The 14,713-nt window shown below is 47.3% G+C and carries 10 protein-coding genes; 4 read left to right on the forward strand and 6 right to left on the reverse strand.

Annotation, left to right across the window (positions count from 1 at the left end):
- Positions 1-47 precede the first annotated feature (47 nt).
- Positions 48-2,654: a xylan 1,4-beta-xylosidase gene (gene xyl3A / locus ACW6QF_RS00170; protein WP_298546557.1), complete on the reverse strand. Its 2,607-nt coding sequence runs from the start codon at positions 2,652-2,654 to the stop codon at positions 48-50.
- A gap of 205 nt (positions 2,655-2,859) precedes the next feature.
- Here xyl3A and ACW6QF_RS00175 point away from each other — a divergent pair, with 205 nt between their 5' ends.
- Complete coding sequence (locus ACW6QF_RS00175) at positions 2,860-3,738, forward strand: DUF5032 domain-containing protein (protein ID WP_456086370.1); 879 nt, start codon at positions 2,860-2,862, stop codon at positions 3,736-3,738.
- Between the two features lie 5 nt (positions 3,739-3,743).
- Here ACW6QF_RS00175 and trmD read toward each other — a convergent pair whose 3' ends face one another.
- Positions 3,744-4,418 carry a tRNA (guanosine(37)-N1)-methyltransferase TrmD gene (trmD, locus tag ACW6QF_RS00180; RefSeq protein WP_456086485.1) on the reverse strand — a complete coding sequence of 225 codons (675 nt, stop codon included), beginning with the start codon at positions 4,416-4,418 and terminating at the stop codon, positions 3,744-3,746.
- A 133-nt stretch (positions 4,419-4,551) separates the two neighbouring features.
- Entirely contained in the window at positions 4,552-5,373 is an 822-nt protein-coding gene (locus ACW6QF_RS00185; RefSeq protein ID WP_456086371.1) for a class I SAM-dependent methyltransferase, read from the reverse strand.
- 356 nt (positions 5,374-5,729) lie between these two features.
- Between ACW6QF_RS00185 and pheT the strand changes: the two genes are divergently transcribed.
- The 3 genes from pheT to ACW6QF_RS00200 all read left to right on the forward strand — a co-directional run bounded on the left by pheT (position 5,730) and on the right by ACW6QF_RS00200 (position 9,874).
- On the forward strand, positions 5,730-8,192 hold the full coding sequence (gene pheT / locus ACW6QF_RS00190; RefSeq protein WP_456086372.1) for a phenylalanine--tRNA ligase subunit beta: 2,463 nt from the start codon (positions 5,730-5,732) through the stop codon (positions 8,190-8,192).
- 44 nt (positions 8,193-8,236) lie between these two features.
- Complete coding sequence (locus ACW6QF_RS00195) at positions 8,237-8,971, forward strand: YebC/PmpR family DNA-binding transcriptional regulator (RefSeq protein ID WP_298546549.1); 735 nt, start codon at positions 8,237-8,239, stop codon at positions 8,969-8,971.
- A gap of 147 nt (positions 8,972-9,118) precedes the next feature.
- The gene (locus ACW6QF_RS00200) at positions 9,119-9,874 is read left to right on the forward strand and encodes a hypothetical protein (RefSeq protein WP_456086373.1); all 756 of its coding nucleotides are present in this window, start codon (positions 9,119-9,121) and stop codon (positions 9,872-9,874) included.
- Between the two features lie 35 nt (positions 9,875-9,909).
- Here ACW6QF_RS00200 and ACW6QF_RS00205 read toward each other — a convergent pair whose 3' ends face one another.
- The 3 genes from ACW6QF_RS00205 to ACW6QF_RS00215 form a co-directional block, all read right to left on the reverse strand.
- Positions 9,910-10,965 (reverse strand): 6-bladed beta-propeller, encoded by a 1,056-nt coding sequence (locus tag ACW6QF_RS00205; RefSeq protein WP_298546545.1) that lies wholly within the window; start codon positions 10,963-10,965, stop codon positions 9,910-9,912.
- A 78-nt stretch (positions 10,966-11,043) separates the two neighbouring features.
- Positions 11,044-11,808, reverse strand: coding sequence for a peroxide stress protein YaaA (gene yaaA, locus ACW6QF_RS00210; RefSeq protein WP_456086374.1), 765 nt, complete (start codon positions 11,806-11,808; stop codon positions 11,044-11,046).
- A gap of 33 nt (positions 11,809-11,841) precedes the next feature.
- A complete protein-coding gene (locus ACW6QF_RS00215) occupies positions 11,842-14,520 on the reverse strand; it encodes a family 78 glycoside hydrolase catalytic domain (protein ID WP_456086375.1) in 2,679 nt (892 codons plus the stop codon).
- Between the last annotated feature and the right edge of the window lie 193 nt (positions 14,521-14,713).

Below are 14,713 nucleotides of genomic sequence, written 5' to 3' on the forward strand. Positions count from 1 at the left end.
TGCCGCAGGCTTTTCCGGATGATCCGGAGGCCTGAGGCATTTGTTTTTTATTCGATTGTCAGCTCTAATTGCTGCAACGCTTTGTCGTCGGATGAACCGCCGTAAAGTATCTGGTACTTTCCGGGACGGACTTCCATCGTTTGCGTATTGTCGTTAAAAGAGTGGAAGGCTTCGGGAGCCAGTTCGATGTTGGCTTCCTGGCTTTCGCCGGCTTTTACGTGGACACGCAAGAATGCCTTCAACGCCTTGATCGGCCCTGCCGGATCGTTCGGGTTTTTAATATAGACTTGTGCGACTTCATCGCCATCCGTTTTACCGGTGTTGGCAATGTCGAATGTCAGTGTGACGGATTGGTCTTTGGCGATCTTGCCGGAAGACAGCTTTGCATTCCGATAGGCAAAGTCCGTGTAGCTCAAGCCGTATCCGAACGGATAAAGCGGCGTTTCGGTCATATAGCGATAGGTACGGCCTTTCATGCTATAATCTTCGAAGTCCGGCAACTGGTCGATCGACTTGTAGAATGTGACCGGCAGGCGGCCTGACGGGTTGTAGTCGCCAAACAGGATGTCGGCAACCGCTGTCCCAGCTTCCTGCCCGCCATACCAGGCGTTCAGGATGGCGTCGATGTTGGCGTCTTCCCAGTTCAAAGCCAGGGCGCTACCCGTACAAAGCACGTAAACGATGGGTTTACCCGTCGCTTTCAGCGCTTTTACCATTTCTTGCTGCACTTTCGGTATTTCGATATTGGTTCGGTCTCCTTTTTTGAAGCCTTCCACGTTGACCGGCATTTCTTCGCCTTCCAGGCGGGGAGAAATACCTCCGACATAGACGATCACATCCGCATCTTTGACTTTGGCGGCCGTGGCGGCATAATCGACAGGTCGCCGCGTACCGATCTGGAAATTGAGGTCGGCGCTTCCCGCGCGTTGCATATATTCGATCTTGACAGGGTATTTCTTTCCTTTTTCCGCATTCAGCGTATAGGTCTTTTCCGCTCCGTATTCGTTTTCCCATACTTCGGCGACTTTTTCATCTCCGATAAAGAGACGGAAGGCGTCGTTTCCCGACAACTTGATCTCGACCTGTTCCGTCTCAGGCGCTTCAAACTCGCCGGTAAAACGTGCCGTGAAATTCGTCAGGTTTACGTTCGGTGCGAACTGCGTGTTTCCACCTGTCGTATAATGCAGCTGGCTTGCCAAACCTTTGTAAGCGGCTTCCCCCTTGAATTCCGTATTGTTGAAGAATTCGGAGGCGAATCCCTGTCCGGCTGGAGAGGTGATGTGGTTGCCCAAGTCCTGGATGACGAAGTCGGCGGCATGATTGCATCCTAATTCGTAGATTACTTCAGTATCGGGCACTTTGTTGCGGATCCCTTCCAGTATCGTTACGGTATGCGTCGGGAAACCGTTGTAGTTGGCCCAAAGCATGGTCGAGTCGGCGGCATTCGGACCGACAACTGCAATTTTCCGGATTGTTTTGCTCAGCGGCAACGTGTTGTTCTTGTTCTTCAGCAATACCATGCTCTTATGTGCCATTTCGAGTGCTTGTGCCACATGTTCGGGGCTTTCCACCACGCTGTACGGGATTTGGGCGTATGGAACCCGTTCGTCCGGATCGAACATGCCCAGTTCGAAGCGACCTTTCAGCAGGCGGCGGAGGGAAACATCCAGATCGTTTTCGGATATCTTCCCGTCCTTCAGGGCTTTGATCAAAGCCCGGTAGCTGTTGCCGCATTCCAGGTCCGTTCCGCTCAGGACGGCATCGGCCGAAGCGCTTTCCGCATCGGGATGGGTTTCGTGGCGGGGCGTACGTTCGTCCCGTTGCCAGAAGTCGTTGATCGCACCGCAGTCGGAAAGGATGATGTTTTCATATCCCCAACTGTTCCGAAGGATGTCGATGAGCAGTTTGTCACTGCTGCAACAGGGCTTGCCTTGATAGCGGTTGTAGGCGCACATGACTTCCTGCACATTCCCTTCTTTCACCAGAGCCTCGAAAGCCGGCAGGTAGGTTTGCCATAAATCGCGGGGCGTTACCGTGACATCAAATTCGTGACGGTTCCATTCCGGCCCGCTATGGACGGCATAATGCTTGGCGCATGCATGTGTCTTGAAGTATTTCGGATCGTCTCCCTGCAAGCCTTTCACTACGGCAACGCCCATCCGCTCCGTCAGGTACGGGTCTTCTCCGTATGTCTCCATGCCGCGGCCCCAGCGGGGATCACGGAAGATGTTGATGTTCGGGGTCCAGAAGGTCAAGCCTTTGTAGCGGTCGTATTCTTTATCCCTTTGATACTGATGGTATTTGGCGCGAGCTTCGTCGCTCACCATCGTGAATGTCTCGTATAGGGCATCGTCATCGAAAGTTGCCGCCATCGCGATTGCCTGCGGGAAAACGGTCGCTTTTCCGGCGCGTGCGACACCGTGCAAGGCCTCGTTCCACCAATCGTATTCGGGAATACCGAGGCGTTCGATTGCCGGAGTCGTATTCATCATTTGTCCGACCTTCTCTTCGGCGGTCAGACGCTTCAAGAGGTCGTCTATGCGTTCGTCGATAGGGAGATCTGGGTTGCGAAACGGATACTCTTCTTGTCTTTGGCTACAAGAAACAGACAGCAATAATGTTAGTGCTGCCACCGTCAGATGTTTCATTCTCATGTTATTAAATTTTAGATATTGTATGATTTACGTTTTATCTTATTGTAAGATGTTTGTTATTAGCTATTTATTGTGATAAATTATGTTGCAAAGCTAATGGTTTACTTGCATTACTTCAAGTAGAATTACTTAAAATAGGTTACTTCGTCCGTTATTTTTGCAAATGTCCTATTTTTGTAAGATCGAATAATAAAAAGAAAGAGAGATGAAGAAATTTTTAAGCATGCTTTTGATAGCGGCGGGACTTGTGTCTTGCGGAGATGATGATAAGCCGTCTGTTCCTGAGTTGAATAAACTGACGAACGTGACATGTACGAAAGACGGGAATGCTTTTTTTAGCGCGGATATTACTTACGACCAGGACAAACAAATCAATCGGATAGTATTGAATACGGAAGGAAATCAGTTTACCGATAATTATATTATAGTTGATAAGACGATTTCCGTAAGCGGCGTGAAAATGGTCGACGGCTCTATGACTAATCCGTTTGTTCATACGGTTTACACGTTGAGCGGAAATATGATTGCGACCAAGGAAGAAAAATCCGAAAACAAGTATATGAGTAATGTTGTCTATACGGCGGCAGAAAACAGGTACACGTATAATTCCAATTGGTTGAAATCGGTCTCGCAGGTTAGACAGTGGCCGAACGAGAACGGTTCGGGATATCAGAAGAGAGAAATGGGTGAAGTGGATCGCTATTCATGGGAAAACGGAAACGTGGTGCACTACGCTTTCCTGCCACAGAAAGAGATTACATATGAATATAATTCCCAATTGCGTCCGGAAAACTTCCCGTTCCGGGTTGTCAATTCATTTCAACCGGTCGGTTTTGATGTGATTTCACCGATCAACCTGTTGTATGGGAAGATGAATCGGGATCTGCCGACCCGTGCCTATTGGTATAATGTCTCCGAGGCAACGGATATCTGCGCCGAATATACATTCCGCTATACGTTGACCGGCGATTATATCACTGGCATGACGATTGAAGAAAAGATCAACCCCGTGAACGGCGCTACTGCGGAAAAGCACACGTATGAATATGCGTTTATCTATAATCTCGTGGTAGAGCAGAAGTAGAACGTCTACTTCAATAAATCGGGGCGTAACCGGGCAGTCCTTTCCTGGGCTTGTTGCAAGCGCCATTCTTCAATCTTGCGTTGGTGTCCGGACAAGAGGACTTCGGGTACTTTCCAACCGTTGTAATCGGCTGGCCGGGTATAGACCGGAGGAGCCAGCAAATCATCCTGGAATGAGTCGGAGAGGGCGCTTTGTTCGTCGCCGATTGCTCCGGGGATGAGGCGTACGACAGCATCTGTAATGATGGCGGCAGCCAGTTCGCCTCCAGTCAGGACATAATCGCCAACGGATATTTCTTTTGTGATCAGGTGCTCGCGGATGCGGTAGTCGATCCCTTTGTAATGCCCGCAAAGGATGATCAGATTCTCCAGCATCGACATGCTGTTTGCCATCGGCTGGTTGAAGGTTTCCCCGTCCGGTGATGTGTAAATGACTTCATCATATTCCCTTTCGCTTTTCAAAGCCGAGATGGCCCGGTCGATAGGCTCGATCTGCATTACCATGCCGGCTTCACCTCCGAAAGGATAATCGTCCACGCGCCGCCATTTGTTGGTCGTGTAATCCCGCAGATTATGTAGATGTATTTCAGCCAAACCTTTGTCCTGTGCCCGTTTCACGATAGAGCAGTTCACCATTCCTTCGATCATTTCGGGAAGTACGGTCAGTATATCTATGCGCATCATATATTATTTCAGATTTAGGATACAAAGGTAGGAGATTTATGGTAGTCCGCAAAATATAAGGAGGTATAGCCATAATTTAGGCACGGATTACCGAGTGAATCCGTGCCTAAAAGATCGTGAGCACTTTCACTTAAATACAGTCATCGTCAGTCTTCTTTGCGATGAAGAAGGTATATCCGTAAAATTCTTTATACTTGCGATATAGAACTTCTTCTGAAGATTGAAGTGCGCTGAATTCTTCGGCGGTTTTATTTCCTGCATATTTACTAAGAAAGATCTTCCGGGCTGCAATCTTGGGAACAAAATAATGCTCTGTCCAGCAGGTCTCAGGCAGAACGAATGTGGCAACAGGCAGATATCCAGCCTTGTATATCTTGGCAACCTGGTTGGGAATCGTGTCTATTTCAGGATATGCATCTACCCAGTAATCGTTGATTTCCTTAGGACGTTCGTCTGTAAACCACGAGCTTTCAGAAACAGCGATATAACCTCCTTTTTTCAAATATTTACGCCATTCCTTCAAGCCCCGTTCAAAGCCGATATTATAAATGGCACCTTCCGACCAGATCAGATCAAATTCCTCTTCCTGAAAGGGAAGGTTATCCATTGATCCGACGATCCCTTTTACTCTGTCTTGCCAGCCTGACCGTTTCGCATTACGATTGAAGATCTCAATAAAGCCGGGAAAGAGGTCGACCCCGGTGATTTGTCCTGGTGCATGTCCGGCCAATACCATTGTTTGGCCGCCTGTCCCGCATCCGATGTCGGCGATAAGGGATGTATCGGTGAGATTATCTATAAAGCTCAATGCTTTCAGTGTCACTTCGGGACTTCCGGGTCCCTGCCGTTCCATATTGGAAAAAAAGTCACAGATCAAATTAAGTTCGAAATCGTGAATCGTTTTATTTTCGTTACTCATTGCCTTGATGAATATTGCGCATACGGAAAGCATAACAATGCTCTCTTTATTGTACACAGATTAAACTTGAATTATCATAATAAAAGAAACACTCTCAAAAGAATTTCCGAGAGCAAACGAAGGGACAATCTGTATCGGAAGAACAGATTGTTTAAAGAACCGAATCCGATTTAAATGTCTTTCTCATGCCGCAAAGATACAAATTTATTCATTATAATTTCTCCCGCATGGAATTTTAGTTCCATGCTCGTATAATTTTAGTTCCATGGGCATGGAACTATATTTTCGTTTTGCTATTGTCCCATATTTTAAATAATTATTTGTACTTTTGTCCGTCAATTTGGCGTCGGCCGGACGGCCCGTCTCTTTACTGAATAAATTTTAAAGCGATGAATATATCTTACAATTGGCTGAAAGATTATCTTGATTTTGATTTACAGCCTGATGAAGTAGCAGCAGCACTTACCTCTATCGGTTTGGAAACCGGTGGAGTAGAAGAAGTTCAAACCATTAAAGGCGGATTGGAAGGACTTGTCATCGGTGAAGTTCTTACTTGCGAAGAACATCCGAATTCCGATCACTTGCACATTACAACCGTGAATGTAGGCGGCGCGGAACCCCTTCAGATTGTTTGTGGCGCGCCGAATGTGGCTGCCGGACAGAAAGTGGTTGTCGCTGTAAACGGCACTAAATTGTATGATGGTGACGAGTGCTTTACGATCAAGCGTTCCAAGATCCGTGGCGTTGAATCGAACGGCATGATCTGTGCTGAAGATGAAATCGGTATCGGGACGGATCATGCAGGCATCATCGTACTGCCGGCTGATGCGGTAGTCGGTACTCCGGTCAAAGAATATTATAATGTGAAGAGCGACTATGTGCTGGAAGTCGATATCACGCCGAACCGCGTGGATGCCACTTCTCATTTCGGCGTAGCCCGCGACCTCGCCGCTTACTTGAAACAGAACGGTAAGCCTGCCCACCTGAAACGTCCGAGTGTGGATGCTTTCAAGATTGATGACGAAACTCCGGCTATCGAAGTAGTCGTTGAAAATAAAGAAGCCTGCCTGCGCTATTCTGGCATCACGATCAAAGGCGTAACCGTTAAGGAAAGCCCGGAATGGTTGCAGAACCGCTTGAAGGTGATCGGCATGCGTCCTATTAATAATGTGGTGGATGTCACGAACTATATCCTACACGGCGTGGGACAGCCTTTGCACTCTTTCGATGCTGATAAGGTCAAAGGCAATAAAGTCGTGGTGCGCTCGGCGACGGAAGGCTCCAAGTTTGTGACGCTCGATGGTGTGGAACGTACGTTGACCGACCGTGACCTGATGATTTGCAATGTGGAAGAGCCGATGTGTATCGCCGGTGTATTCGGCGGACTCGATTCCGGCGTGACGGAACAGACCAAGAATGTATTCCTGGAAGCCGCCACTTTCCATCCGACCTGGATTCGTAAGACAGCCCGTCGTTTCGGCCTGAATACGGATGCTTCTTTCCGCTATGAACGCGGCCTCGATCCGAACCAGACGGTTGAAGTGATGAAACGTGCCGCCCTGTTGATTCAAGAAGTGGCAGGCGGAACGATTACGGGCGCCATTCAGGATATCTATCCGGCTCCGGTTGCCCCCTATCGTGTGGAACTGACTTACAACAAGGTCAATACGTTGATCGGCAAGGTGATTCCGGTTGAAACGGTCAAGAGCATTCTGGATAGCTTGGAAATGAAGATCGTTTCCGAAACGGCTGAAGGTCTGGTGGTCGATGTGCCCGTATATCGTATCGATGTACAGCGCGATGTCGACGTGATCGAAGATATTCTCCGTATTTACGGATATAATAATGTGGAATTCAGTGACAATGTGAAGTCCAATCTGAGTTATCAGACTCCGACCGACCGCAGTTATAAATTGCAGAACCTGATTTCCGAACAACTTTGCGGTTGCGGTTTCAATGAGATTCTGAATAACTCGCTGACACGCTCGGCTTACTATGACCATCTTTCCACTTATCCGGTTTCTCACTGTGTGATGTTGATGAATCCGTTGAGCGCTGATCTGAATTGCATGCGCCAGACGTTGTTGTTCGGAGGCTTGGAAAGTGTCGAACATAATGCGAAACGCAAGAATGGCAATATCCGTTTCTTTGAATTCGGAAACTGCTACGATTACAATATCGACCATAAGAAGGAAGGTGAAACATTGGCCGAATTCTCGGAAGAATACCGTTTGGGCTTGTGGGTGAGCGGTAGCCGTGTGGATAACAATTGGGCGCATCCGAATGAAAAGTCTTCCGTCTACGAACTGAAAGCGTATGTCGAAAATATCTTGGTTCGGCTCGGTGTGAACTTGCAGAAGGTTATCTTCGGCAATCTGGCTAACGATATCTATTCGGCAGGTTTGAGCATTACCACTTCGTCCGGTCGTCAGTTGGGTACGATGGGTATCGTCAACCCGAAGATCTGCAAAGAAATGGATATTGAAACGGAAGTCTATTATGCAGAACTTTCCTGGACATTGTTGATGAAAGAAATCAAGAAGAGCAAGGTTACCTTCTCTGAAATCTCCAAGTTCCCGGCTGTAAAACGCGACCTCGCCCTGTTGCTGGATAAGAACGTCCAATTTGCCGAAATTGAGAAGGTCGCAACCGAGAGCGAACGTAAACTGTTGAAAGGCGTTGCTTTGTTCGATGTGTACGAAGGAAAGAACCTGCCGGCAGGAAAGAAATCGTATGCAGTCAGCTTCTATCTGCAGGATGAAGGGAAGACTTTGAATGATAAGCAGATCGACGCTATCATGAAAAAGATCAGGACGAACCTGGAACAGAAGTTGGGTGCACAATTGAGATAATTGAAAATTAAGAATTAAAAATCAAAAAATAAAGATCATAAATCATGGGAAGAGCGTTTGAGTTTCGCAAAGCGAGAAAGTTTAAGCGTTGGGGCAATATGGCCCGTGTATTTACTAAGTTAGGTAAAGAAATTACGATAGCCGCAAAAGCAGGTGGTCCGGATCCTGAGAACAACCCGCATTTGCGTGCATTGATGCAGAATGCCAAGAAAGAGAACATGCCGAAGGAAAATGTGGAACGCGCTATCAAACGTGCGGTCGAAAAAGATTTCTCCGGTTATAAGGAAATGACTTACGAAGGTTATGGACCTCACGGTATCGCTATTTTCGTAGAAACGGCAACCGACAATACGACCCGTACGGTGGCAAACGTTCGTAGCTATTTCAACAAACACGGCGGTTCACTTGGTACGAGCGGTAGCCTCGAATTCCTGTTCGATCATAAGTGTGTATTCCATATTGCCAAAAAAGAAGGTATCTCGCTGGAAGATCTGGAACTGGAATTGATCGATTACGGTGTAGACGAACTGGATGAAGACGAAGATGAAGTAGTCATTTACGGCGAATTTGCACAGAACTCCGCTATTCAGAAATACCTCGAAGAAAATGGCTTCGACATTACAAGTAGCGAATTTGTACGCATTCCGAACGACTTGAAAGAAGTTACAGCCGAGCAGCGTGAAGCAATCGAAAAATTGATCGAGAAGTTGGAAGAAGACGACGACGTCCAGAATGTGTTCCACAATATGAAGGAAGACGAAAGCGAAGACGAAGAATAAGTTCGTCATTGTTATAAAATAAAAAAGAGAGTGCTGGGATTATTAACCCTCAGTACTCTCTTTTTTATTTTATATCCGCCTTTATATCGAAAATTCTTCTTTCCTTTGTCATACTTTATTTCAATACAAATACATTTTTTAGAAATTATGAAAAGTTTTAGAGCTCTACTTTGTGTTATTTTGTTGGCCTTCTCAGGCGCGATTGTGAGTAATGTGATGGCCCAAAAGGAATTGGGAGTGTTTAATTCTTTAGCAGTAGGCGTGGGCGTCGGTACTACCGGTATCGATGTGAATGTGGCGACTCCCATCACTCCCCACTTTGCTTTACGTGGCGGCTTTTCCATTATGCCGAATTTCAGCATGAGTACGGATGTGGATGTCGATGTGGAAGCGGTCGAAGGCGTGAATGTCCCCTCTACGATCGATATGGAAGGAAGCATCAAGCGGGTTTCCGGTGAATTGCTTGTGAATTATTATCCGTTTAAAAAAGGCTCTTTCTTTTTGGCTGCCGGTGCTTACTTCGGTGGGGGTACTTTGCTGAAGATAAGCGGGCATAGTGATGAATTGAAGGAATTGGTAGCCGAAGCCGGCAAGGCCGGTATCGTTATCGGCGATTATACGATTCCGGTAGACAAAGACGGTAACGTGTCAGGCGGCTTGAAGGTCTCAAATTTCCGTCCGTATGTAGGACTGGGGTTCGGCCGTGCCGTACCGAAGAAACGGCTTGGCGTGATGTTCGAATTGGGTGTCCAGTTCCACGGCAAACCGGATGTCTATACGGACTATGGCAATGTAGACAATTTGTTGGATGAAGTCGATCCGGACGATACGTTTTCGAAAGTCATGGATAAGCTGACTGTTTATCCGGTTATGAAGATACGCCTTTGTGGACGGATTTTCTAATTCTGATTTCTAAAAATGAAAGCCTGGCCGTGAAGTCAGGCTTTCATTTTTACTATAAATAAGACGGGATTGCCTTTGTCTGTCCGGTCGGGAAAAGAGTAGGCGAGCTCTTTGCCGCTTTTACAATAACAGTAGGTGTTGCTCTGAAGGTCTATGGATTGAAGTTCGGGAATCTTGCCTGTCTTGTAGAAATTGTCTTCCAGTCCTCCTTGCACGTTATATGCCTTTGTCTTTAGTTGGTCGTAACAAAATGTATAACTGCGTTCCGGCAAGGTAGGATCGTAGTGTGTGGAGACTAAAAAACGTGTCCCGATCTGCAAGGGAAGAATCTTAGCATAGTCCTCCGTGACGGCCAACTGGTTGCAACTGATAAGATAGAGTGTGTCGTTCAAGATGTGGGCCGGCTGTAAGGATGGAGCTTGTACATACACGTGCCCGTCCTTGACGGCTATTTCGGGACCTGTCTTGTGATTGATATCCATCCGTCCTAAGTCGGCTGCGTCCAGTTTGCGTTTCCCGACTTCTTTAAAACCGAGATCGAACTTATAGAGCCATTGTTCGACTGTCGGAGCTTGTCTGTTTTCTGAATTGACCAAGTCGATTGTCGCCCACAGGTGGTTGTCAAAGTAAGCCATATGCCCGAACGTTTTCCATGAAGCATCTTGAGGGAGAATGCTTTGGAAAAGGAGTTGCCCGTCGTAATCGTAATAATACACCTCATGTCCGGTGCCGATCACGATCAGCCGGTCGTGGACGGGATCGACCGCGTAATCGGCCAGTTCGACAGGCTGTCCCGTTCCCGGCCGGTGTGCCGTTATTTGTCCGAGAAATTGGCCGGAACTGTTGAAATGATAAAGTCGACGATCACTGACAAGGAAGATGTCTTCCCGGTCGCGCTTGATCATCTTGATCTTTTTCAAGGGACAATGTTCATTTGTTTCCAAAGGAATGGCGATCACCTCCTCGGCAACATCGGACAGGCTTCCTTCCGGTTGGCATTGAGGCAAATCGGTATTACAGATCATTTGATATCCGATCCGGCCGTATAAGGCCATCAGGCATATAAATAAAAGATTGAAGGTTTTTCTCATCTCATTTCTAATTTAAAATACTATCCAACCATTCCTTTGTATAAACGGACGATACTGCCGGTTTATTGCAAGGATATCTTAATCTTGCAAGAAAACCCAGTTGTTTTCGGAGGACAATTCTTCCCGGTACCGGAATCCTTCCCAGGTAAAACCTTTTAATGCTTCCGGATCGGTAATCCGGTTTTTAATGATGTAACGGGTCATTTGTCCACGCGCCATCTTGGCGTAGATCACGATTGTTCCGGCTTTACCGTTTTTCCAGACTTTAAAATCCGGTGTGATGATACGGACGGATTGTTCTATCTTTTTCCAGTCGAATGATGGTTGCAGGTCCATGCTGCCCAGGTTGACCAGCAGGTTGTCGTCGGCTTTCACCTCTTCGATAAGCGGTTCTGTTTGCCGGCTACGCCAGTAAGCATACATATTCCCTTCTCCTAATTCGGGCAGTTTTACATCATATTCCATCCGGTAAGGTTTGATCAGGTCTAACGGACGAAGGAGACCGTAACAGATGGAAACGAACCGCAGGTGATCCTGGGCAAAGCGGAAGTCCGCCTCAGTAAAATCTTTGGGATGGATGTTCTTGAATACGACACCCGTATAAGCTAACAAAGCCTGTAGCGGTTTCTCTTCCGCAGAATGGAAATGCTGAAAACGGTTATAACTTTCCAGCATCAACTTGGGGCTGAGCTTTAGCATCTTGCCTAATTCTTCGGCGGGATATTGAGCCATGTGCAATGCAATCTCGATCGCTTCCTGGTTAAACCGGGGTATTGTACCGCCGGGAGCTTTTATTTTGGATGTTCCGGCCATCGTCTTGGCCGGAGATAAGATGATATGCATACTTGTGAATGTCTTTGGTTTCTGTCAGTAAAATTAGTTATTTTTTTTCATAATGAAGGAATAATGCCCTGATTCGAGTTTCACAATACATTCTTTTCCTGTTTCCTTCAAGATTGTGATGCCTTCGGAGCTTGCCAGAGGTTGACCGTTTTCCCGGATGTGGGAACTCCCTTCCGCAGGAAGATAAACGGTTGCTTGTGTATTGATCGGGATCGATATATCCAATTTAAGCAGATTCTCTTTTTTGCTCCATTCGCTTTTGATCGTGCCGTAAAGAGATTCGGTTTCTGTCCGGGCAAATTTCAGGCAGCTGACGGGCGACGGCTTGATAATGAACTGTTGATATCCCGGATGAGCCGGATCGGGACGGATGCCGCCTACGCATTTAATGAACCAGGATGCGATTCCTGTATAACAAGTATGAATGCGGCTCGGCACATCGACATTCCAGTATTCCGGCCAGGTCGTTTCGCCCCGTTTCAGGAAATAACCGTAGCTGGGTTCATTGGTTTCGGACAAGTGACGAGCCATCGTTTCGTTATATTCATGTTTTTCGGTCAGGAATTTCAGCAAGACTGGGAGACCGGAACTTCCCATATCCAAGTACGGGTGGTTGTAGGTGAATTCCTTTTCGAAATGGGAAAGAACGTTTGTGTAGAGGCTGTCTGGAGTAATTTCTCTCAACAGGGGGAAGGCTGTTTGCACTTGATTCCCTTCCATATATAAGCCGGTTTCTTTGTCGAAGAATTGGGATTGTATCTTTTTTTTCAGTGCGTCCAGCCTTTTCCGGTAAAGGGCGGCATCTTCGGGTTTCTCCAACCGTTCTGCGATTTGTGCAACGGTTTCCAGGTTCATGGCATAGACGCAGTTGTTAAAGAAGAATGACTCCGGTGTTCCGCCAAATTCCTTCCTCTGTTCGGGAGCTGCCCAGTCACCCAGGAATTTACCCCCGCCGGCATAGGCTTCAAGTAATCCCCATGCACTGTGCTGATACAGGTATTCGAGCCATTGTCTGGCAGAATTATAGACTGTTTCCAGAATCCGTTTATCTCCGTATGTCAGGTAATATTCCCAACTGATATTCAATCCGGCACTGCTCCACATCGGTCCGCCATAATGCTCGTTGATTTGCGGGGCCGTATGATGTATCCAGCCGGTCCATTCCTGTACATCTGTCCAGTCGCGGACATGTTTGGCCAAATAGGCGGCAGAACGGTAGTTGGGAAGGGCGATTCCCCATGCTGTGGCGAAAGCGACTTCCCCGTATCCCAACCTTTCGCGATGCGGGCAGTCGGAGGTGTAGCCTTCCGTCGTGCACATGCGGTATGTCCATAAATCCGTTTCATATATCCGGTTGAACAAATCATCGGAACAGTTGAAATACCCGCTCTGTTGCAAGTCGGTTGCAATTACATATCCTTTGATATCCGACGTGTGGGGCTTTTGTTTCAAGCCTTCGATATTGATATAGCGCCCGGCGATAAAATTGAAACGGTTGCGGAATGATTCGCCCGGTTCCCCACGGCAGATGTAGAGGTTGCGCTGACCGAAATCCTGCAAGGTTTCCGGATCGTCGGCAACCATGATCACTACGGTGTCGCCGGCAGCCATCCCGTTCATCTTCAGTTCCAGCCATCCGGTGAAATTCTTTCCCATATCGACTTTGTAAATTCCGGGAATCGTGTCGGTTATCTTTTGCGCCGGGAGTGTTTCGATGATGCGGCTTGGTTCCATCATCTGGGCGGACAGGGCGACATTCAGGGAGGTCTCTTCTGCTGCTTGCCATTGTCTGTCGTCAAAAGCAGGACTGTTCCAATCTGTCTCGTATCTCCGGCCGTCAACACATTCGCCTCCCATATCGGAATATTGATATTTGCCGATGTTCCGGCTGTTGCTGGTGCAGCATTTCCAACTGTTGTCCGTACGAATGGAGAGATGGTTTCCGTCTTTTGTACGGATATCGGTCTGTGCCCGCAGGGCCGGATGAATGCTGCCGGAAAAATAATTATAGCGTGCCCAGCCGGGACCGAACCAGATCGCAATCGTGTTCGAACCGCTTTTCAGTAGCCGGGTAATATCGTAAGTGACGTATAATACCCGTTTGTCCAGCCGTGTGAGGGCAGGAGCCAAAACACGGTCATCCGCTTTCTTGCCATTGATATACAGTTCGTGATATCCCATCGAAGCAATGTGTAATAGTGCTTCCTCTGCCGGTTGTGCCAACGAGAAATTTTTCCGGAACCAGATGTGTTGCTCGGCGGGTGCGTCGGGATGTTTTATCCATTGGCTTTTCCAATCGGAGGATGAAAACAGGCCGGTAGAGAAACGGGCGGTCGGGCTCCAGTCGGTCGCTTGGTTGTTCTTGTCGAACGCCCGGACCTTCCAATAATAAGTTTGATCGGAAAGGAGCTTTTTCCCTTCGTAGGCGATAAGAGTGGATTGATTGGAAGAAATTGTTCCGCTGTCCCAGATATCAGCTTCGTCCCGGTCGAGCAGGGCGGGGTTGCTGGCTATCAATAGCCGGTAGGCGGTTTGCTTTTGTCCGCGGGTTAGTACATTGTCGGACAGTTTCCAACAGAAACGTGGCGTTTCCGTGTCGATGCCTAAAGGGGCGGTTTGATATTCGCACTGCAGGTCGTATATATGCATGCTGCTTTCCGCCATACCGTAAATGGGGAACAAGCTGATTAGTAAAATCCAGAGTATTTTCATGACGGTTGATTTGTCTGTTAAACAAAGAAAGATGATTTATATACAAATATAGAATTTCCCTTTGGACTCTTACTCATCTATTGGATTATATTCTTTAATACTTGCTGTTCTTTTCGATTAATTATGTATGTTTACGGCGTATTAGAAAATGATGGACAGCTGATTATGTCCGGTGAGTGATGAATACCCCTTG

The organism is Parabacteroides sp. (genome assembly GCF_977054455.1).

What these genes read in the sequence shown, in the direction of transcription:
- xyl3A (WP_298546557.1), bottom strand. Translation starts at nt 2,654, where the DNA reads ATGAGAATGAAACATCTGACGGTGGCAGCACTAACATTATTGCTGTCT.
- ACW6QF_RS00175 (WP_456086370.1), top strand. Translation starts at nt 2,860, where the DNA reads ATGAAGAAATTTTTAAGCATGCTTTTGATAGCGGCGGGACTTGTGTCT.
- trmD (WP_456086485.1), bottom strand. Translation starts at nt 4,418, where the DNA reads ATGCGCATAGATATACTGACCGTACTTCCCGAAATGATCGAAGGAATG.
- ACW6QF_RS00185 (WP_456086371.1), bottom strand. Translation starts at nt 5,373, where the DNA reads ATGCTTTCCGTATGCGCAATATTCATCAAGGCAATGAGTAACGAAAAT.
- pheT (WP_456086372.1), top strand. Translation starts at nt 5,730, where the DNA reads ATGAATATATCTTACAATTGGCTGAAAGATTATCTTGATTTTGATTTA.
- ACW6QF_RS00195 (WP_298546549.1), top strand. Translation starts at nt 8,237, where the DNA reads ATGGGAAGAGCGTTTGAGTTTCGCAAAGCGAGAAAGTTTAAGCGTTGG.
- ACW6QF_RS00200 (WP_456086373.1), top strand. Translation starts at nt 9,119, where the DNA reads ATGAAAAGTTTTAGAGCTCTACTTTGTGTTATTTTGTTGGCCTTCTCA.
- ACW6QF_RS00205 (WP_298546545.1), bottom strand. Translation starts at nt 10,965, where the DNA reads ATGAGAAAAACCTTCAATCTTTTATTTATATGCCTGATGGCCTTATAC.
- yaaA (WP_456086374.1), bottom strand. Translation starts at nt 11,808, where the DNA reads ATGCATATCATCTTATCTCCGGCCAAGACGATGGCCGGAACATCCAAA.
- ACW6QF_RS00215 (WP_456086375.1), bottom strand. Translation starts at nt 14,520, where the DNA reads ATGAAAATACTCTGGATTTTACTAATCAGCTTGTTCCCCATTTACGGT.